At 54.3% G+C, this 19,667-nt stretch carries 15 protein-coding genes, 2 tRNA genes and 1 pseudogene; 11 read left to right on the top strand and 7 right to left on the bottom strand.

The features are described 5' to 3' along the window. A pseudogene (locus SPI6313_RS04075) lies at positions 1 to 579 on the top strand (IS1 family transposase); the annotation flags it as partial. A gap of 271 nt (positions 580 to 850) precedes the next feature. Here the strand turns inward: SPI6313_RS04075 and argF are convergent. Then, positions 851 to 1,780 (bottom strand): ornithine carbamoyltransferase, encoded by a 930-nt coding sequence (gene argF, locus SPI6313_RS04070; protein WP_072619843.1) that lies wholly within the window; start codon positions 1,778 to 1,780, stop codon positions 851 to 853. A gap of 81 nt (positions 1,781 to 1,861) precedes the next feature. On the opposite strand from argF, the gene SPI6313_RS04065 reads away from it, so the two are divergent. After that, positions 1,862 to 3,469 (top strand): alpha/beta hydrolase, encoded by a 1,608-nt coding sequence (locus SPI6313_RS04065; RefSeq protein WP_072619842.1) that lies wholly within the window; start codon positions 1,862 to 1,864, stop codon positions 3,467 to 3,469. Here SPI6313_RS04065 and SPI6313_RS04060 read toward each other — a convergent pair. Then, positions 3,466 to 4,371, bottom strand: a complete 906-nt coding sequence (locus SPI6313_RS04060; RefSeq protein ID WP_072619841.1) for an ion channel — start codon at positions 4,369 to 4,371, stop codon at positions 3,466 to 3,468. The genes SPI6313_RS04065 and SPI6313_RS04060 overlap by 4 nt on opposite strands. A gap of 6 nt (positions 4,372 to 4,377) precedes the next feature. Next, positions 4,378 to 5,562: an ABC transporter substrate-binding protein gene (locus SPI6313_RS04055; RefSeq protein WP_072619840.1), complete on the bottom strand. Its 1,185-nt coding sequence runs from the start codon at positions 5,560 to 5,562 to the stop codon at positions 4,378 to 4,380. 99 nt (positions 5,563 to 5,661) lie between these two features. On the opposite strand from SPI6313_RS04055, the gene SPI6313_RS04050 reads away from it, so the two are divergent. The 4 genes from SPI6313_RS04050 to SPI6313_RS04035 all read left to right on the top strand — a co-directional run bounded on the left by SPI6313_RS04050 (position 5,662) and on the right by SPI6313_RS04035 (position 10,804). Then, entirely contained in the window at positions 5,662 to 6,396 is a 735-nt protein-coding gene (locus SPI6313_RS04050; RefSeq protein WP_175551063.1) for a transporter substrate-binding domain-containing protein, read from the top strand. Between the two features lie 181 nt (positions 6,397 to 6,577). Continuing rightward, positions 6,578 to 10,069 carry a response regulator gene (locus SPI6313_RS04045; RefSeq protein ID WP_072619838.1) on the top strand — a complete coding sequence of 1,164 codons (3,492 nt, stop codon included), beginning with the start codon at positions 6,578 to 6,580 and terminating at the stop codon, positions 10,067 to 10,069. Positions 10,070 to 10,130: 61 nt separating this feature from the next. Next, the gene (locus SPI6313_RS04040; protein WP_072619837.1) at positions 10,131 to 10,439 is read left to right on the top strand and encodes a DUF2499 domain-containing protein; all 309 of its coding nucleotides are present in this window, start codon (positions 10,131 to 10,133) and stop codon (positions 10,437 to 10,439) included. A gap of 59 nt (positions 10,440 to 10,498) precedes the next feature. Then, the gene (locus tag SPI6313_RS04035; RefSeq protein WP_072619836.1) at positions 10,499 to 10,804 is read left to right on the top strand and encodes a DUF3593 domain-containing protein; all 306 of its coding nucleotides are present in this window, start codon (positions 10,499 to 10,501) and stop codon (positions 10,802 to 10,804) included. A gap of 41 nt (positions 10,805 to 10,845) precedes the next feature. On the opposite strand, the gene SPI6313_RS04030 is transcribed toward SPI6313_RS04035, so the two are convergent. Continuing rightward, positions 10,846 to 10,919, bottom strand: a tRNA-Val gene (locus SPI6313_RS04030). A gap of 107 nt (positions 10,920 to 11,026) precedes the next feature. On the opposite strand from SPI6313_RS04030, the gene cobA reads away from it, so the two are divergent. Further along, positions 11,027 to 12,520, top strand: coding sequence for a uroporphyrinogen-III C-methyltransferase (gene cobA, locus SPI6313_RS04025; RefSeq protein WP_072619835.1), 1,494 nt, complete (start codon positions 11,027 to 11,029; stop codon positions 12,518 to 12,520). A gap of 152 nt (positions 12,521 to 12,672) precedes the next feature. Here cobA and SPI6313_RS04020 read toward each other — a convergent pair whose 3' ends face one another. Next, positions 12,673 to 12,951 (bottom strand): DUF6439 family protein, encoded by a 279-nt coding sequence (locus SPI6313_RS04020; protein WP_072619834.1) that lies wholly within the window; start codon positions 12,949 to 12,951, stop codon positions 12,673 to 12,675. A 70-nt stretch (positions 12,952 to 13,021) separates the two neighbouring features. Between SPI6313_RS04020 and SPI6313_RS04015 the strand changes: the two genes are divergently transcribed. The 4 genes from SPI6313_RS04015 to SPI6313_RS04000 all read left to right on the top strand — a co-directional run bounded on the left by SPI6313_RS04015 (position 13,022) and on the right by SPI6313_RS04000 (position 16,585). Next, complete coding sequence (locus SPI6313_RS04015; protein ID WP_072619833.1) at positions 13,022 to 13,351, top strand: sll0565 family protein; 330 nt, start codon at positions 13,022 to 13,024, stop codon at positions 13,349 to 13,351. 313 nt (positions 13,352 to 13,664) lie between these two features. Then, a complete protein-coding gene (locus SPI6313_RS04010) occupies positions 13,665 to 14,909 on the top strand; it encodes a coiled-coil domain-containing protein (protein ID WP_139276510.1) in 1,245 nt (414 codons plus the stop codon). Positions 14,910 to 15,230: 321 nt separating this feature from the next. Continuing rightward, on the top strand, positions 15,231 to 16,355 hold the full coding sequence (locus SPI6313_RS04005) for an RNA-guided endonuclease InsQ/TnpB family protein (RefSeq protein ID WP_072619831.1): 1,125 nt from the start codon (positions 15,231 to 15,233) through the stop codon (positions 16,353 to 16,355). 156 nt (positions 16,356 to 16,511) lie between these two features. Next, positions 16,512 to 16,585: transfer RNA gene (locus SPI6313_RS04000), tRNA-Arg, on the top strand. Positions 16,586 to 16,960: 375 nt separating this feature from the next. On the opposite strand, the gene ftnA is transcribed toward SPI6313_RS04000, so the two are convergent. Together ftnA and SPI6313_RS03990 are read right to left on the bottom strand one after the other, a co-directional pair. After that, a complete protein-coding gene (ftnA, locus tag SPI6313_RS03995) occupies positions 16,961 to 17,497 on the bottom strand; it encodes a non-heme ferritin (RefSeq protein WP_072619830.1) in 537 nt (178 codons plus the stop codon). Positions 17,498 to 17,732: 235 nt separating this feature from the next. Then, positions 17,733 to 19,559 carry an ATP-binding protein gene (locus SPI6313_RS03990; protein WP_245788586.1) on the bottom strand — a complete coding sequence of 609 codons (1,827 nt, stop codon included), beginning with the start codon at positions 19,557 to 19,559 and terminating at the stop codon, positions 17,733 to 17,735. Positions 19,560 to 19,667 lie beyond the last annotated feature (108 nt).

Here is a 19,667-nt window from a genome sequence, read left to right as displayed (position 1 = left end):
CCGCCAGTGCTAAAGCTTTGCTGGTTCATAACGACCAAGTGCAGGGCGTGGAAACGGAGGACGTGAGTGCTGATGAGATGTGGTCATTCGTGAAAAAAAAACAAACAATGCTTGCCCGAAGAAGTTGAAGTAGGCGATTGCTGGATTGCGATGAGTTTGGCAGATTCGAGCGGGTTAATCTTGGCAGCACGAGTGGGGAAACACACCGATGAACTGATTGAAGAACTGGTGGTGAGCACGGAGGGAAAGACCCATTGCCAGCAATGGAATAGTGACAACTGGGGAGGATATGAGCGGGTACTGCCGCTGGAAATTGAGCACTACATTGGCAAAGACCAAACGCAACGGTTGGAGCGTACCAATGGAATTATCAGGCAGCAGACGGGTAGGTGGCATCGACGACAGAACAAGTTTGGCAAACTGTGGCAGCAGACAAAGGTGACGGTGCGTTTAGTGGTGAGTTATTTCAACTGGATCTGGCAGCACAGTCGCTACAAGAGCACGGCGGCACAACGAGCAGGATTGACTGACCATCGCTGGAGTTGGCAGGATATCCTCTCCTTCCCCACAATAATCTAATGCACTACCTATTTTTCCAACCTATCGAGTCATTCTTCACAACGTCAACACGTCCTATTCTATGTGGTGGACTACTCCCCCTCTCCGTCAAGGCAGCGAGCTAGAAGCTCGCACTACAGAAGATTTCAGGAAGGTAGAATCTACCGAACCCCGATCCGCCAAGAACTGAAGTTCTTGGCTCATAGCGAAAGTGGGCTGATGCCCACTGTGGAACCCGTTAAAACGGGGTTTTGCTCTGAGGCGGGGATTTCAATCCCCGACTGGGGGGAACTTAACCCACAAGCCCCAAAAGGCAGGCCATGAGAGCTTTTTGGGCGTGCATCCGGTTTTCCGCCTGATCCCAAATCCGAGAATGCGATCCTTCCATTGCCGATTCAGTAATCTCCTCGCCCCGGTGCGCCGGGAGACAATGGAGCACGATCGCATCGGGATCGGCATGGCTCAACAGATCATCATTAATTTGGTAGGGCTGGAAAATCGGAATCCGCGACTCGGCAAGATCCTCCTGACCCATACTCGCCCAAACATCGGTGTAGAGCACATTGGTATTTTCCACGGCTGCGATCGGGTCTGTGAGGATATTGATCGTCGTATCGGGGAGGGCGAGGGCTTGGGCTTGGGCCACCACTGCGGGACTGGGGGCATAGTCCGGGGGTGTGGCAACGTTGATATTCACCCCCGCGAGGGCACAGCCAATCAACAGCGAATGCACCACATTATTCCCATCGCCCAAATAGGTTAAGGTCAGTCCCTTGAGGGTTTGGAACTGTTCCTGCATCGTCAGCAAGTCGGCTAGAATTTGGCAAGGGTGCGCGAGATCCGTGAGGGCATTGATCACCGGAATCTGAGCGTAGTCGGCAAAGGTTTGGAGGTCGGCTTGGGCAAAGGTGCGAATGGCCAATATATCGAGGTAGCGATCCAAGACGCGGGCGGTGTCAATAATCGGCTCGCCTCGGCCCACCTGGGTGACGCTGGGGTTGAGGTCGATGACTTGGCCGCCGAGTTGATACATGGCAACGGAAAAGCTAACACGGGTGCGGGTGGAGGCTTTGTAAAAGAGTAAGCCCAGCACTTTGTTACAGAGGGGTTTTTCGGCTCCCGTTTTCAGGGCAGTGGCCACCGCGAGTAGTTCGTGGAGTTGGGTAGAGTCGAGGTCGGCAAGGCTGAGTAAATCGCGTCCGTGGAGGTCTTGGATACTCATAGATTTGATGGCTGCACCGGAGAACGTGGATTTTTCAAGAACTTTATTATATCTAGATTTGAATTGTGGGGAAAAGCTGAGATGAAACAGTGGTGGCGTGGCGTGGTGGGGGTGTTGGTGATGCCCTTGGGGGTGTTGGTTCCGGGGGTGGCGATCGCAGCCGAAACGATTGTGTTTAATTTCGGGCCGTTGGAATTTTCGATCGCGGTGGAGTCCTTAGAACAATATGCGGCAACGGGTAAAATTGCCCCGGATTTTCAGGATGTGGCCGCACGGTTGAGCGATGAACAACTCACGGAATTGCGCACGGTGCTGAGCCAACGCGCCCCGGTTGATCCGATTACGATTTCGCAATTTCTCTATTCGCCCCAGGGTGAAGTGATGTTGCGGCAGGTGGGGGAATTGATTTTGACACGGCAACGGGTATCGGGGTTCTATGCCCTGCGATCGGCGTTGATCTTGGCGGCGGCAGATCCGGAGGAAGGGTTAACGCCGTTGAATGTGTTGCGGAAGTTTCCGGTGAAGGGGTTGCGGATTAATTCGGCGTTGGCGTTTGAGTTGGTGAGTTTAGTAAGCCGGAAAACCGAGGAGACGGATCGGGCGATCGCCGTGGTGGAATCGATTGCGGCAGAGGATGCGATCGCGCAATCTACACCCCCCCTCCCCTCGGATCTGCGTACACCGGGCCCCTTTAACTTTGAAGTGCAAGAATGGCAACTCAACGACTCCACCCGGCAACGAGAATTTCTGCTCACCCTTTACCTCCCAGAACAAAACCTGCGGGGCAATGCGCCGGTGGTGGTCATTTCCCACGGCCTCGGCTCGACCCGCCAAACCTTCGCCTACCTCGCTGAGCATTTGGTGTCCTACGGGTTTGCCGTCGCTGTCCCAGAACATCCCGGCAGCAACGGCGAACAGTTGGCCGCCCTGGCCTCCGGTCTCGCCCGCGAAATCACGCCGCCGGAGGAACTCCTCGATCGCCCCCAGGACATCACCCTCGTTTTAGATTGGCTCACTCAGCAGTACGGCGATCGCCTCAACCTCGAAAAAGTGGGGGTGATTGGGCAATCCTTCGGGGCCTATACCGCCCTCGCCTTAGCCGGTGCGGGGATTAACCAAGGGGCCCTTGCGGCCGCCTGTCCCGATAGTCTCTATGCCCTCAATTTGTCCCTGGTGTTGCAATGCGCCGCCTTAAAATTGCCGCAATTCATGCCCCCGGCCGCGCCGCCCTCGTTGCGGGATGAACGGGTACAAGCAGCGATCGCGATCAACCCCCTCAGCAGCGAAATTTTCGGCCCAGAAGAATTAGCCAAGATTGCCATCCCGACGATGATCGTATCGGGCAGTGCCGACACCGTGACCCCCGCCCTCGATGAACAAATCTTGCCCTTCACGGCCTTACAAACCCCGGAGCGGTATTTAGTGCTGTTGAGAAACGGTACGCATTTTTCCACCTTAGGGGCAACCGATGAGGATGTGGAATTGCCGCCAGCGGTGTTAGGACCTGATCCAGCGATCGCCCAAGACTATATGCGCAGTCTCGGCGTTGCGTTTTTCGGCCTCTATATCGCCGGAACCCCGAACTATCGCCCCTATCTCCGCGCCGACTATGGGCAATCCCTATCCAACACCGCCATGCCCATGAGTGTGATCAACACCCTCACCCCCGACCAATTGAAACGCCGCTAATCCGCCGGGGGGACTGGGACGAGGGGGATGGTGTCGTGGAAATGGGCGTAGTCGATTTTGCGATCGCCGTTGGGCAACACCGTCAGCACATCCACAAATTGCGCCTGCCAATCAATATCCTGGGCTTGGTATTGGTGGCGCGTGTGGATCAGTTGGCCCACCGTCTCATCCAGGCCCGTGAGCGTCACAATAAACTGCGCCTGGCACTCGTAGAGATCCGTCGCCGTCATGCCAAACAGAGGGCTTGGGGAATCAATGGGGTGCATCACCATCCAACTGAGGGAGAGGATCGGCGTACTCGATCGCACCAAGTTCAAATCATAGAGGCGGCGCAACTTGTGATTTTCCGGGGTCACTTCCGGCAAAATCACCACCACATTAATCTGGGCTTCGAGGATCAGGTTGCCCCGTTGGTTGGCGGTGCGCAGCATCAGGGTGGGTACGCCATTGTAGGGACAGATGACGAGGCGATCGCTAAAAATCACCCGCGCCGTCGGTCGTGAAAACCGCGCAAACATCAACCCCGTCGCCATCGCCACCGCCAACAGCCCCACAAACACCTCAATCACCACCCAAAAATTGCTATAGGCCGTCGTCGGATACATCGCCCCATAGCCAATCGTCGCCATGGTTTGCACACTGAAAAAAAACGCATCCCGAAACGACCCCGGCTCCGCATTGGCAATACAATCCCCACCGAGGGTATAAATCCCCGCAAAGATCAAATTCAACCCGCCATAGGCCACAAACAGCAGCCCCAACAATTGCGGCCAAGGCAGAGTAAACAGCAGATGATACAGATCCCCCCAGGACAGCGGCTGTACGCCATGGTGGATCACCCGCATAATGCCCAGGTGACTAATCCGTTGGGTGAACTTGGGGAGGCGGGGCAAAAAGCGCATGGAGGGCTAGAGACTAGGGGTAATGGTTTGGGCGATGGTGAGGCGATCGCCGTCGATCTGGACAATGACCACCGTTTTAACCGGGTCGCCCGTACCGCGAAACCGAATCGTACCACTCACCCCGTCAAAATTCCGAATGCTCTGGAGACCAGCTTGGATCGCCTGGGCATCGGTGCGGCCTTGGGAGCGAATCGCGGCAAGGAGGAGGTGCATCGCATCGTAGGCCAGGGCGGCGCTGAGGTTGGGGGGGACACGGTAGGCCTCGCGGTAGGCGGTGATAAACTCGCGAATTTGGGAATCATCGGGGTTGGCGTACCAGTGGGTGGCGAAGTAGCTACCGTCGAGGCTGGGGTCGGGTTGGGTTTGGATGCTGTCCCAGGCATCGCCGCCGAGGAAGGTGGCGGTGATGCCGAGGTCGCGGGCTTGGGCGGTTTGGCGGCGGATGTCGTTGATGTAGTTGGGCAGAAAGAGGAGGTCAGGGGTGCGATCGCGAATCTGCTCCAAGGCAGGGCGAAAATCTGGGTCGGCTTGGGTGGTGTAGGTTTCCCGGTGGACGATTTCCCCGCCGAACTCCGTAAAGGCCGCCGCAAAGGTATCCGCAAGGCTCTGATTGTACACACTGGCAATGTCGTACAGCAGCGCCGCCCGCCGCGCCCCCAAGGTCTCATAGGCAAATTGCGCCAACACCTGCCCCTGCACATCATCAATAAACCCGGCTCGAAACACATAGTTTTTGCCGGCGGTGGTGTCGGGATGGGTGGAGGTGGTGCTGATCGTCGGGATCGGGATCATTTCGGTGAAGTTGGCGACGGGGATGGCGGTAAAACTGAGGGGTAAGCCGACGATCGCAATCACTTGATCTTGAAACATCAACCGCCGGGCCGCAGCAACAGCATGGTCGGGGCGATCTAACTCATCGGCAACCCGTAATTCTAAAGGCCGTTGTTCACCGTAAATCTCGATGCCGCCAGCGTCGTTCACGTCATTGACCACCAATTCCGCCGCCTGCACGAGGGGCAGCCCATCCGCAGCGGCATGGGGGCCGGTTAAGGGGGCCAAAATTCCGATGCGGATCGTGTCCGGAAGGGTTACATTAACAGCAACATCATCCGGGGTTGACGCACGACAGGCGGCAAGTTGGGCCAGACTAACCCCGAAACACGCGAGAAATGTACGACGAGACCAGGTCATGGCAAGGAGGGAGTTATCGGACGCAGCGGACGGATCAAAACAGTCTGGGCAGCAGTGTTAGGGGGGGCGATCGCTCTGCCCCTAGTCCCCGTTTACCCCTTGCTTTCCAGTTATGCCACAGAATGGCCGGAAATTCAGGCAGACCATCACCTAACGGTGGCGGTGAAGGACAATACGCCGCCGCTGGGATTTGTCGGGCCGGATGGCCAGTTGCAGGGCTTTGAAATTGAGGTGGCGCGGGCGGTGGCGCGACAGATCCTCGGTGACGATGCCACGGTGGAGTTTGTGCCGGTGCAGAATCGCGATCGCTTCGAGATCCTCTATCGGGAGGAGGCGGATATCACGATCGCGGGGGTGACGGCGACGACGATGCGATCGCGCCTCGTCTATTTCAGTCGGCCCTACTATTTCAACAGTACGAGCGTGATTACTCGCCAGGCAGGGATTACACAGTTCGCTGATCTGGTCGGGCAACCGATCGCGGTTTTACGGGGGTCAAGTGCGATCGCAGTGCTGCGCCATCGTGATCCTGACGTGACCTTGGTCGGGGTGGATTCGTACCAAGCCGCCCTAGACCTTCTCGAAGCGGGCCAAGCGGCGGCCTTTGTGGGCGATCGCACCATCCTCGTCGGCTGGAGTCAAGGCGATCCCGCGTACCGCGTTTTACCGGATCGCCTGTCCAGTGAACCGTTAGCGATCGCCGTTCCCAAAGGCCCCCAAACCGGTGCGCTCCTCGTCGCCATCAACCAAGCCCTCCAAACCCTGGAAGACTCCGGATGGCTCCAAGCTCAGCAAATCCGTTGGGGACTCCTCGCCCCTTCAGCCTCCCAATGAAATCCCACGGGGGCAATTCCCATCGCTGTCCTGAAAGTTCTGTACTATGGTAGGAAGAATATCCTATGCCCACACACATTGGTTGGGGTGCGTCACGACCAAGCATGGAAACCATAAGCAACGTGAAAACAACCTTACCTTGGCTTCCTGAAGTCTGGCGCAGACGGTAGGAGATCGATGGATGAAGTCTCAGCAACGCAAAAAGCCGAAAATATTGGTGGTTGACGATGAGCCAGATAACCTCGATCTGCTCTACCGCACCTTTCATAGAGAGTACAAAGTCTTTCGTGCTGACAATGGCCCGGCAGGACTTGAAGTCCTGACCGCAGAACCCGACATCGCCGTGATCATTTCCGACCAACGGATGCCGATCATGACGGGGACAGAATTTTTGAGCCTGACGGCGGTGCAATACCCAGACATCATCCGGATTTTGCTGACGGGCTACACCGATGTGGATGACCTCGTGGAAGCGATCAACAGCGGCAAAGTCTTTAAATATGTCACAAAACCCTGGGAAGCGGAACACCTCAAGGGCATCGTCCGCCAAGCCCTCGACACCCACAATGTCCTGAAGGTGCGCACGGAAGAACTCTGTCGCTCCCTACGCCGGGAAACCCTCCTCAACACGGTGACAAACACGATCCGCAATGCCCAACATCGGCGGCGCGGTTCCTCCTCGTCGCCCCTGCGGGAGGTGTTGCAAACCATCGTCAATACCGTCGGGCATTTGCTCGACGTGGATGTGTGCATTTTGAAAACCTGCGTCGATGTGGACGAAGATAGCGACATTTTGGCCTATCAAAAGGAAGAGACGATCGCACCCCTCAGCGAGGCCCAATACGCCGCGATGGTGTGGGAACAGGAGGATGTGACCGTCATGCAGGAGGTGCAGACGAATCCGGATTGTTTGGCGATGGTGCCCGATGGGAGCGATCGCTACCCTGTCTTAGCGGCGGCGGGGGTGGAGTCGGCGTTGATTGTGCCGTTGATGGCGCAGTTGGATTTGGTGGCGGTGTTGGCGCTGCATCGGTGCGATCGCGAGCATCCCTGGGAAGACGACGAAATTCAACTGGGGATTATGGTGGCGGATCAAGCCGCCCTGGCCATTTCCCAAGCCCAAGCCTACGAAAAAGTACAATCCCTCGCCAAACGGGAAGCCCTAATCAACACAATCACCTCAGCAATTCGTTCCACCCTCGACCCCCAAGAAATTTTCATGACAATCACCAAGCGGCTGGGGACGACGCTGGACGTGGACGGCTGCGCCCTGTCCCTGTGGACAGAGGCGGATGAATATGTGCAATGTGTGGGCTTGTACGATCGCACCTCCACCTGGGCCGAAGATGGTGCCGTCCTCGACAGTGAGGAGGCCCAGCCGCAACTGCCCCAATCCCTCGCCCCAATTGCGGGCAATCCGGTCTTAAAGCAACTCTTGCACACCAAAGAACCCGTGGTGATCACCAATATGCAAGAGCAAGAGCAGGCCAGTGATGAGTACGGCAGTGATCTGCCGTTGCGATCGCCCGCCCGCGCTCTGTTGATCGTGCCGATGCTCGTCGATGGTCAGATTATCGGCAGCATTAGCCTACGCCAAAGTGAACTCCCTCGAATGTGGTCACGGGCGGATATTGAACTGACAAAATCGGTGGCCTCTCAGGCAGCGATCGCCGTGCAACAGTCCCGCCTCTACCAAAAAACCCGCCAACAAGCCGAACGCCTCCTCGAACTCGATCGCCAAAAAAACGAATTTTTCCAAAACATCTCCCACGAATTCCGCACCCCCCTAACGCTGATGATCGGCCCCTTAGAGGCCGCCACCCATCGCGATCAGCCCCTCCCCAGCGACCAAACCCAGATCGCCCTCCGCAACGCCCGCCGTCTCCTGCGCCTGGTGAACCAACTCCTCGACCTCCAACGCCTCGATGCTGGTCGGATGCAGCCTAAATTCCGCCCCTGTGACCTCACGGAATTTGTCGAGCAAATTTTAGAATCCTTTCGGCCCTACTGCGATCGCAAAGGTCTCCACCTGATCAGCCACCTCACCCCCTGCGATCCCGTCTATCTCGACCTCGAAAAATTCGACAAAGTGGTGTACAACCTCCTCTCCAACGCCATGAAATTCACCGAGGCAAACGGCAGCATCACCGTCAGCGTCAAACCCGCCGGAGCCTACGTCTGCCTCGAAGTCCGCGACAGCGGCATCGGGATCGCCGATTCCCAAATTCCCTTCCTCTTTGACCGCTTCCGCCAAGCCGAAGGCTCCGTCAACCGCTCCTACGAAGGCACCGGCCTCGGCCTCGCCCTCGTCAAAGAAATCGTCGAACTCCACGGCGGCCAAATCACCGTCCAATCCATCCACCAAGACGATGCCACCGCCGAGGAAACCACCGGCACAGCCTTCATCATTTGGCTGCACCACGGCTCCACCCATCTCCCCTCGGATCAAATTCTCGAAGTGGCCAGCGAAGTCCAAGTCACCCGCGCCGCCGTGGAACTCGCCGACCTCGAAGTGGAACTCCAAGACGACGATCAATCATCCCTGCCGGATCTACCCCTCGCAACAATTCCAGACGGCGTAACACCCGAAGGCATTGACCCCCAGAAACAGTTGATTTTAGTGGTAGACGATAACTCCGACCTGCGCAGTTATGTGTCCTATGTTTTGAAATCCGCCGGTTATCCTGTCTGCACAGCCCGCAACGGCGCGGAAGGTTACAGCGTTTTAGAAGAACAACGGCCGAAACTGATTATTAGTGACCTGATGATGCCGAAGGTGTCGGGGTTGGACTTGATCCGGATGGTGCGGGCCAATGAAGAATTGCGGGGCATACCGATTATTTTGCTGACCGCCAAGGCCGACGAGATGAGCCGGATCGAGGGAACTGAACAGGGGGCTGATGCCTATCTATCCAAACCCTTTAACGATCGCGAACTCCTCGCTAGTGTGCGGAATATGTTGGCGTTGAAGTCCAACGAAGAGCGGATGAAGGAACTCAACGACTACCTCACCGAAGCCGTGCTCAAACGTTTCCTCCCGCCGGAAATGGTGCGCCGCGCGGCCCAAGGCGATATGAAGCTGGATCTTGACCCAGAACCCCGCCTCGTGACGATTTTGTTTAGCGATATTGTTGGGTTTACGCAATTGTCGAGCCGTTTGGAGTCGCGGGGGATTGCGCGGCTGTTGAATGAATACCTCGAAGCGATGACCCAGGTGGTGTTTGAGAATGGCGGGGTGGTGGATAAATTTATGGGGGATGCAATTTTGGCCCTGTTCGGTGCGCCAGAGTCCTTGACCCCGGAAGAACAGGCGCGGCGGGCGGTGGCGACGGCGCGGGGCATGTATCGGGTCTTGGATGACTTAAATCAACGCTGGCGATCGCAAGGCATCGTCAATGATAACGATCCGCCACCTGTCCGCTTCCGGTGTGGCATCCACCAAGGGCAGTCCGTTGTGGGGATGTTCGGCAGTGAACATCATTCCGACTACACCGCCATCGGCCCGCCGGTGAATATTGCCGCCCGTCTCCAAGAATCCGCCCAACCCAACAGCATCCTGGTCTCGTCGGAAGTGGCGGCGTTTCTCAATGATCAAGAAGTGGAAAAATTCCAACAACTTCAACTGAAGGGCATTGCCGAACCCACTTGGGCGTTTTGGGTGACGAAAGGATAGGGCCACAGCCTCGATTCCTATGGGATGATGGCCCTGTTGCTTTCATGGAGTCAAACTTGCTATGCACGCCCTTTCGATTCCAACCTGGATTATTCATGTTTCGAGTGTGATTGAGTGGATCACCGCGATCTGGTTCGTGTGGCGGTTGGGGGAAATTACGGGCGATCGCAGTTGGTGGGCCCTCTCCGCCGGAATGCTCCCGGCCCTCGTCAGCGCCATGTGTGCCTGTACCTGGCATTATTTCGACAATCCCCCGGAATTGGATTGGCTCGTCACCCTCCAAGCCGCCACGACGGTGATCGGGAACTGCACCCTCTGCGCCGCCGCCTGGTGGATCTATCGCCGCCGCCCCCTCAAGGGCAATGAATGAAGCGGATGCATGCCGCTGTCGGGTTCGATGTTCGCTGATCCTGTCGTTTCTTCACGCTCATGTCTAAAGATAATTTGTTCGCGATGTCGTTGTTGCCCTACCTGGGGTTTTTGTGGTTCATGGCGCGATCGCACCGTTTCCCCCGCCTCACCATGATTGGGTTTTATCTGTTACTCGTCTTCGTCGCCGTCACCATCCCCGCTGGTATCTACGCCAAAGTGGCCTACGGCGAAACCCTAGCGAATGTGGACTGGCTCCACGGCGGCGCAGAGTCTTTTTTAACCCTGTCGAATATTCTCGTAGTGCTGGGCTTCTACCAAGCCGTCCAAGCTGCCAAAGCTGCGAAAAACGCCCCAGACTCGTAATCCAATGGCCTGCAATGTTGGGCATTTTGGGATTTTAAAAATGGACGCAACTGGGTTCGAACCAGTGACCCCGTCGATGTCAACGACGTACTCTAACCAACTGAGCTATGCGTCCTCAGCGATTAACTATCGTAACACAGTATTTTCTGAAAATTGCGATCGCCCTCAAAAAAAAATGCATCGCGCCCTACACTGGTGATGTTCAATCGTTGAATGATGACTATGCCAATCTTGCCCGGTCAGGTGTCTTTAGTGGGAGCAGGCGTGAGCCGTGCCACCCTTACCCAGCAGGCTTTAGCCCTGTTGCGCCGGGCGGATATTGTCATTCATGATGTCTTGATTGACCCCAGCATTTTGATGGAAACGCGCCCGGATTGCCTCTGTCTGGAGGTGGGCAAGCGGGGGGGAGAAGCCAGCACACCCCAAGCCCAGATTAACCAGATGTTGATTGCCTATTGTCAGCAGGGGAAGCAGGTGGTGCGGCTCAAAAGTGGTGATCCGGGGGTGTTTGGGCGATCGCACCCTGAAATTGAGGCCCTGACGGTGGCCGCCTGTCCTTGGCAACTAGTGCCGGGAGTTTCCTCGGCGTTAGCGGCTCCGTTATTAGCGGGGATTTTGCTCACGGATAAGGGGCTGAGTCCGGGGTTTGCGGTGATGACGGCCCACGATCTCGACGGGTTGGCCTGGGGGGCGTTGGCCCAGTTGGAAACCGTGGTGTTGTTGATGGGGGGGCGCAATTTAGCGGGGATTGTGGAGCGGTTGACGGCGGCGGGGAAATCGCCCCAAACTGCGATCGCGATCATTCGCCACGGGGGGCAACCCCAACAACAGGTGTGGCGCGGAACCTGTGCTGATATCCTAGAGCAGACAGCGGGGCAACGCCTATCACCCTGCGTGATTGTGATTGGTGAGGTGGTGACCATGCAGCAAAATTCGGTGCAACCCTTGGCGGGGCAGCGTATTGTGGTGACGCGGGCAGCGGAGCAGGCCAGTGTATTTCGGGACTTGCTCGCAGCACAGGGGGCGCAGGTGATCGACCTGCCGGCCTTGGAGATTCGACCGCCATCGAGTTGGGCGGTGTTGGATCGTGCGATCGCCACCCTGGCCGGTGTGGATTGGCTGCTGCTCACCTCTGCCAATGCGGTCAACGCCTTTTTTGACCGCCTCGCTCACCATCACCTAGACAGCCGCGCCCTCGGTCACTGCAAAATTGCTGTTGTGGGCCGCAAAACCGCTAAGGTGCTGCAAACCTACCACCTCACCGCCGACTTCATCCCCCCGGACTATGTGGCGGACGCGATGGTGGCGCATTTTCCTGACCGGCTGGCCGGCAAAACGCTGCTGTTTCCCCGCGTCGAAACCGGGGGGCGTGATCTGTTGGTCAAAGAATTTCAAGCCCAAGGCGCAACGGTAATCGAAGCCCCTGCCTATGAGTCCGGCTGTCCGGCAACGCTTCCCCTGGCGGCTCGCCATCGTTTAACAGCGGGCGAGGTGGACATGATCACCTTCGCCAGTTCTAAGACGGTGCAGAATGTTCACACCCTGCTCCAAAGCGTGCCCGGTTGGGAGGTGTTAATGCAGCGGGTGAAGCTGGCTTCCATTGGCCCGCAAACGTCCCAGGCCTGCGATCGCCTTTTCGGCCGCGTCGATATCGAAGCCCAGGACTACACCCTAGAAGGATTAGCCCAAGCGATCCGGCTCCACTACGCAACCTGATAAAACCTCAAATCGCTCAGAAACCCACCACCGCCTAGAACTGAAGTGCTTGGCTCAGAGCGAAAACCCGTTCAAACGGGTTCGGTAATGAGTGGGCTTTAGCCTACTTGCGCGATGAGCCGGGGATTTGAATCCCCGGCGCGGAGGCTAGGTTAATGGTTGCCGTGGCTGGGGCAGGGGGGGGCTTTGATGGAGCGATCGAGCCAGCCCACCGCTTGCTGAAGGTGTTGGAGAGCGTCGTCCGGTTGATCGTTGAGTAGCAAGACCAAACCAGCGGCGAGATGTTGCTGGGCTTGGGCGCGGCGGTTGCCCTTGAGTCGATGCCAGTCGTTGGGGGCGATCGCCAATTGAGCCGCTAAGGCTTGGGCCAATTCCAGCGGCGTTTGTGCCGGACTGTGGTGGGTCGTGTTCAGAGAAGACGATGGGATCATAAAATTATTGGGCGCGACAGAGTAAATCTACCTTTCGCAGTATAAAAGACCAGCGAAACCTCAAGGGGGAATGATGGAGGGTCAAGAGGAATTTGAACAAGCCATAGCCGCCGCTGATGCTGCGCTGCGGGAGCTAAAAGAGCGGTTCGCCCAAGTGCTCCAAGACCAAAACACCCTCACCGAACTGCAAAGCGATCGCCAACGGATCAAAACCGAAAAACCCCCCGCCTGGAAAACCGAACTCGCCCACATCGAAGCCCAGATCGAAACCATCGCCCTCAACCTCGAAAGCCGCCTGATCCAATGGCAGAGTTTTAAAGAACCCTTTTGGCAAACGGTACGGTTTGGGGGTCTGGGGTTTATTTTGGGGTGGCTGCTCCATAGCTGGCTGCGATCGTGAGGTGCGATCGCGCAAGAGGTTCAGAAGCAGCATGAAAAGTGTCATTTTTGATCTAGATCCTCAGTAGCCCTGTGCAGAGGCAAGGGGCTTAAAGCCCCTTGTTGTCGTTGAGGGGCGAAATTGTGAGAAATGGTCGCCCTCAACGCTTGAGAATCGGGGAGAAACGGTAGGATGGGGGTTGAATTCTCACTGGCAGTCAAGAGAAGGAAGCTTTGATGAGGGTGATAACGGGTTAATGCGATCGCACAAAACACCAAAAGTACCTATATATAACTTCCTGTTTGGATTCCTCACGTTTGGCGTGGGGTTTCTTTTGGGTTTACTCTTGCATCAACAATTAGCACCCGCCTTGATCACCGCTGTGATTATGGTTCCGGTGGGGTATTTTGTGAGCCTCTGGTCTGAATTTCGCCACCTCCAGGACGATCGCCACCAGCGCAATAGTCTCCGCCACCAAATCCATACCCTCCAAGCCCAGCACCACAATTTGCAGCAGACAATCCAGGCCACCCTCCAAACTCAGCAAGAGGTGAATGGCACGTTACAGCGGCTGGAATTGGATCGCGATCGCCTCTTGAGTCGCATCACCGAACTCCACCAGTACCGCAACGAACTCATTCACGAACTCCACCAATACCAACAGGCTCAAACCCCCAACCCCTATCCCCAATCCCTCGACATCGCCACCGCCACCGCCACCCAAGCCCAACAACAAAACCAAGCCCAACAGCTTGAACAATATCTCCACCGTCTCAACGAGGCGATCGAAGCCGCCCAAACCGACATCCTCGACCAACAAGAAGCCCTCGAAGCCGTTCAGCAGGCGGTGACGCAGTTAACCGCCGAAAAAGCCACCCTCCAGAGCCAAACCAGTCAACTCCACCAAACCCTAGGGTCACTCAAAGCCCGCCGCGACGAACTCAGCGACACCCGTCAACACCTCCAGACTCAACAGGCGGAACTCCTCACCCTCCACCAAGAACAGGAGACCCTCCAAGCACGCCTGCGCACCCTCCAGGCCGAGCACGACACCCTCATCCCCCAACTCACCACCCTCCAACACCAGCATCAGGACCTAAGCGGCCAGGTACAACAGCAACAGGCCCAGTTAGCGATCGCCCAACAGGACTACACCACCGCCCAAAACCAACTCCAAGACACCCTCGACACCCTCACCACCACCCAAAACCAACTCACCGCCCTCGAAACCCAACTCGCCGAGCTACAACAACCGGAACTACCGGGCCGAGTCTATGCCCTTGCCAGTGAATGGTATGAGTTTGTCCATGCCCTCACCTCCCTCGAAAAACGGGCCTTGGTGGCAATTTTGGATCAAGATGAAGCGCAGATTAAAACCCTCTGCCGTGCAGCGGATCTAGATGTGCCGGCGCTGGTGGAATCGTTGAATGAAACGGCGCTCATGGCCTTAGGCGATCTGCTGTTGGATTTCGACACGACCACCGACCTGTTAACCATGAACGAAGACTATGCCATGATTATGGCGGGGTCGGTGGCGGTTCTCTTTCGGGAATTACTCACGATTGGGGTTGAAGGTTGATTGAATCCTTGACCTCCAGACCCTGCTTCAAAAGTCGGATCAAGATCCAAGTTGATCAGGGTTAGGGCGATCGCAGGGGTGAGACGAGGTTACCATCGCTCAGTCCTTGATGCGATCGCCCCTAGCGGAGTGCCTAGCCTTAGATGGCAAGTACCTTGAAGACTGAGCGAAGTCGAAGTCTGGTGCTCCGGGATTCGACTCCGCTCCCCCATCCGCTCCAGCCTTACGAATGTAAAGCGTAAAGCCCCCCGTTTTCCAAACGGGGGATATAAGCGAAGGGCTGAATTTATTCAGCCGTGATACCGAGGTATCATAGCAACCATGAAAACGCTCAAGTTCAAGCTCTACCAACACAAGCGAAATCGATACCTCAAGCGGACAATCAATGCCGCAGGGCGTATCTACAACCATTGTGTTGCCCTCCACAAACGGTACTACCGAATGTGGGGCAAGCACTTGAACTGCGCCCGACTGCAAAAACACATCGCCAAGCTTCGGAAACGGAACCCCTGGTGGTTGCAGGTGGGTTCTCAAGCCGTACAGGATATCTGCCAACGAATTGAGAAAGCCTATCAACTGTTCTTCAAACACAACAAAAAAGGCGTTCGCCTGCCAAACTTTAAGAAGACCCGAAAGTACAAATCCTTCACCCTCAAGCAAGCCGGGTACAAATTCCTCGGTGGCAACCGGGTGAGGATTGGGAACAAAGTCTATCAATATTGGAACTCTCGCCCCATTGAGGGCAAGGTCAAGACCGTGACGATTAAACGAACTCCCTTGGGAGAACTGTTCATGATTGTCACGGTAGATACCCTGTCAGAGCCTGAAGTCAAAACCGAGACAGGTAACATTGCTGGTTTTGATTTTGGACTTAAGACCTTCTTGACCTGTTCTGAGGGATTCAAGATTGATGCCCCCTTGTTCTTCAAGCAGTCACTTAACTCGGTTCGCAAAGCGAGTCGAGAGTTGTCCCGTAAGCAAAAGGGTTCAGCGAATCGAGAACGTGCCCGATTGAACTTAGCCCGAAAGCATGAAGATATTGCCCATCGACGGCGGGACTGGTTTTGGAAGTTAGCCCACCAACTGACGAATCAGTTTGATGTGCTGTGTTTTGAAACCTTGAACCTCAAGGCGATGCAGCGGCTTTGGGGGCGTAAGGTGAGTGATTTGGCGTTTCGAGAGTTTCTGCAAATCCTGGAGTGGGTGGCGACGAAGAAGGGGAAGCGGGTGGTCTATGTTGACCGCTGGTTCCCTTCGAGCAAGACCTGTTCAAGTTGTGGTCATATTTTGGAGCATCTGGATTTAGAGACTCGCCATTGGCGGTGTCCCAGTTGCTCGACAGAGAATGACCGGGATGAGAATGCGGCGATGAATATTAAAGTGGCTGGGGCTTCAGCCATTGGGTTAGGTGATGTCAGACAGGCGTTGCCTGCTATTGCTGTTTGATCCCAGAATCCCCCGTTTTCTAAACGGGGGAGTAAGTCAACCTATCTAAGCTAGACAAGACACTAGGCGATTGATCAACCCGTGGGATAAAATGACAATGCTTTTCATCGCCCCATCAATTCATCGGTGCATTGGTGTGCGTTGGATCAAAAGCGTGGGGCTGTGGCTCAGTTGGATAGAGCAAGCGCCTCCTAAGCGCTAGGTCGCCGGTTCAAATCCGGCCAGTCCCGTTATTGTTACGAGCGTGATGCGTAAAGCCCCCTGAATTTTATTCGGGGGATATAAGCGAATAACCGAATTGATTCGGTGGTGATACAATAAAAGCGTTCGCTAGCGCGAAGTAAAATTCCGGGGTGAGCACCTTATGGGCAGGGCGTTGTCCATTGGGCGAGGCAAGATAAGACGGGCTACGCCTGCAATTGCTGTCTGAACCCAGAATCCCCCGTCATTTATGCGGGGGAGTACGTCAACCTAGTTGATTTTATTGGACGTTTTAGAGGCTGTTTGAAAAGTTGAACTCAGATCCAAACCATGAGCTTCACTCAATGGAAACAAGGGGCTTAAGCCCCTTGCCTTTCTCTTAAAGACACTTCTTAAACAAGCTCTTATTGAGCCTCTTCAGCGGCCATTGTCGTTTCCTTCGCAGCTTTATTAGTGGCTAACTTGCGAATTTCTTCGTCAATAAAAAAGAGTCCCTGACCCTCCGTGCCAATCAGTTTAATCTTATCTAAAACACTTTTAAACAGAAACTCCTCTTGATGTTGTTCCGCCACATACCACTGTAAAAATTGCAGCGTAGCATAGTCCGGTTCGGTATTTGCAATATGCACCAGATGGCTAATTTTTTTCGTAATTAACTGTTCATGGGCATAGATTTTTTCAAACACCTCCGTCAAAGATGAGAAGGTGGTGGGGGGAGCTTCCACACCGCCCACCACAGCATAAGCCCCTGTTTCATGCAAATAGCCCAACAAACGACGCATATGCATCATTTCTTCATTGGCATGTTGATTAAGAAACAATGCACACCCATCTAAACTTTTTTGTACACACCATGAACTCATCTGGAGATAAAGATGGGACGAATAAATTTCAAGATTGATTTGGTGATTGAGATGATCAATCAGGTTTTGTGAAAGCATAGTGATTTCGTCCTTACAGTAGGAAAATAGGTCAATGGATCTTGACCCTGGTTCAATGACCCTTACCTGTTGTCTTCATCAATCCAGGTAGCCTTAAATAGGAAAGTCTCTCAATAAGCTTACCAGATTCTGCCGAGGGCGATCGCTCCTCTTTAGGAAGGTTTAATCCGTACCCAAGCGCGAGACCCTCGGTGATAATCACCCCAACGCCCCGCCATTACGTCATCCCGAAGCCCTACCGCTCCCGTTGCAACCGCAGCGGAATCGAGATTTGAAACTCACTCCCCTGACCTAGATCCGACTGGCAACTTAAGATACCGTGATGTTGATCGTGGATAATGCTGTAGCTGACCGCTAGCCCTAAACCCGTGCCCTGCCCCACCACCTTCGTGGTGAAAAACGGATCAAAAATCTTCTGCATCACCGCCGCAGACATCCCCGTACCATTATCGCGAATAGAAATCAAGCAGCGATCGCCCGTGCAGCGGGTTTGAATGGTAATGCAAGGCTCAAAAAAATCCGAGGTTTTAGCCTTCGTTTCTAAGGTGTCAATCGCATTTTCTAACAAACTCAAAAACACCTGATTGAGGTGACTCGGATAACATTCAACCAAGGGCAAGACATCATAGTCTTTTTTAATGGTGATTTCGGCGTGATTGCGCTGGTGTTTGAGGCGATTTTTGAGAAATAAGAGCGTGCTTTCTAAGCCATCATGAATATCACATTCTTTACGATCGGATTCATCAAGTCGGGAAAAGTTGCGCAGCGAATCCACCACCTCCTGAATCCGTTTTGCGCCGACTTGCATGGATTGAAGTAGATCCGGAAAATCACTCAGGATGAAGGGTAAATCCACGGTTTCGACGACATCTTGAATGAGTGGATCAGGATCAGGGTAATATTGTTGATACAGTGCAACGATGGATTTTAAATCATTCACATAGCCTTGGGCATGGATGAGGTTACCGTAAATAAAATTAACCGGATTATTGATTTCGTGGGCAATCCCTCCCACTAACTGCCCTAAACTGGACATTTTTTCTGATTGAATCAACTGGGCTTGCGTGCCTTTTAAGTCTTGGAGGGCAGTTTCAAGTTGGGCTTGGCGTTGGCGTAATTGTTGCTCGGCGGCTTCTTTTTCGATGTTAATTTCTACATAGGCAAAACACAGGCCAACAAAGGGGATTAAATAAGCGATTATTTTTAAAAAATGGGCAATATTAAAATCACTATCAAACAGTCGAGTAGAGCCGAATGCCATGTGAATTTGTGTGGCAATTTGTGGAATCGTGCTGATGATCAGGGATTGTGAGAAAAAACTGGGATAGCGGTGATAGAAGCGGGGAAAGAGAAACAGACCCGCGATCGCAAACAAAACCAGCGGCACTACATCCCAGGGTCGGGTGATCAGCGCGGTGGGAAACATGGTTTGGGGGAGGTGTTCCGTGCGGACACAGATTAAGATTGTGCCATAGGCGACCACTCCGCAGATCACGCTAATCAGGGCAATGGATTGAAATTTGCCGTCGAGGTGCGATCGCTTCGTCCCCAAAAAGAGACTAACTCCAATAATCAAAATCAAACCACTAAAAACCCGACAGATTGCCCAGGTGAAGGGAATCAAGTCTTGGAAGTTGGCAACACCGGCAATGAGGCGATCGGCCGCTAGGGTATGAAAGGCATCCATACAACCGGCATAAAATAGAGAAATGCCGATAATGGGGGTAACAACATCACGGTTGAGAATAAAATAGACAAAAGCAAGAATCGCCGTAAACAGCCCAGCACAAAATGCACTCCATTCTAAAATCGTATGAATGAAGCTTCCGGCTAAGTGAATATGAACGGTATCAATGATATTTTCAGTCGGTGGGGTTTGAAAGAGATCCGCCGTAATCGCAGGTGAGCTAAAGTCAACACCCATTCCCTCCAAGATGACCGGGAGCACACAAACTCCCAACGTAATCCAAGCCAAAATATAGGTAGATTTATAATCTCGGAATGCAAAATAATCCACACTTTTTTGAAGGAGTTGCATTTTTTTGAAAGATCGATTTTGCATTAGATTTAACGCAAGAGAAGATTGGATATTATTGTTTTTGATCTGACCATTTTATCGACAGTATTTGATGATGTCAATGTTTTTTAATGCTTTGAGGTGATTTATTTA

Source organism: Spirulina major PCC 6313, assembly GCF_001890765.1.
Taxonomy (GTDB): domain Bacteria; phylum Cyanobacteriota; class Cyanobacteriia; order Cyanobacteriales; family Spirulinaceae; genus Spirulina; species Spirulina major.
This window is presented reverse-complemented; position numbering and strand designations above follow the sequence as displayed.

Coding starts and splice junctions, on each gene's coding strand:
- SPI6313_RS04005 (WP_072619831.1), top strand. CDS start 15,231: ATGAAAACGCTCAAGTTCAAGCTCTACCAACACAAGCGAAATCGATAC.
- SPI6313_RS04060 (WP_072619841.1), bottom strand. CDS start 4,371: ATGCGCTTTTTGCCCCGCCTCCCCAAGTTCACCCAACGGATTAGTCAC.
- argF (WP_072619843.1), bottom strand. CDS start 1,780: ATGAGTATCCAAGACCTCCACGGACGCGATTTACTCAGCCTTGCCGAC.
- SPI6313_RS04055 (WP_072619840.1), bottom strand. CDS start 5,562: ATGACCTGGTCTCGTCGTACATTTCTCGCGTGTTTCGGGGTTAGTCTG.
- SPI6313_RS04045 (WP_072619838.1), top strand. CDS start 6,578: ATGAAGTCTCAGCAACGCAAAAAGCCGAAAATATTGGTGGTTGACGAT.
- ftnA (WP_072619830.1), bottom strand. CDS start 17,497: ATGCTTTCACAAAACCTGATTGATCATCTCAATCACCAAATCAATCTT.
- SPI6313_RS04035 (WP_072619836.1), top strand. CDS start 10,499: ATGTCTAAAGATAATTTGTTCGCGATGTCGTTGTTGCCCTACCTGGGG.
- SPI6313_RS04040 (WP_072619837.1), top strand. CDS start 10,131: ATGCACGCCCTTTCGATTCCAACCTGGATTATTCATGTTTCGAGTGTG.
- SPI6313_RS04065 (WP_072619842.1), top strand. CDS start 1,862: ATGAAACAGTGGTGGCGTGGCGTGGTGGGGGTGTTGGTGATGCCCTTG.
- cobA (WP_072619835.1), top strand. CDS start 11,027: ATGCCAATCTTGCCCGGTCAGGTGTCTTTAGTGGGAGCAGGCGTGAGC.
- SPI6313_RS04015 (WP_072619833.1), top strand. CDS start 13,022: ATGATGGAGGGTCAAGAGGAATTTGAACAAGCCATAGCCGCCGCTGAT.
- SPI6313_RS03990 (WP_245788586.1), bottom strand. CDS start 19,559: ATGCAAAATCGATCTTTCAAAAAAATGCAACTCCTTCAAAAAAGTGTG.
- SPI6313_RS04020 (WP_072619834.1), bottom strand. CDS start 12,951: ATGATCCCATCGTCTTCTCTGAACACGACCCACCACAGTCCGGCACAA.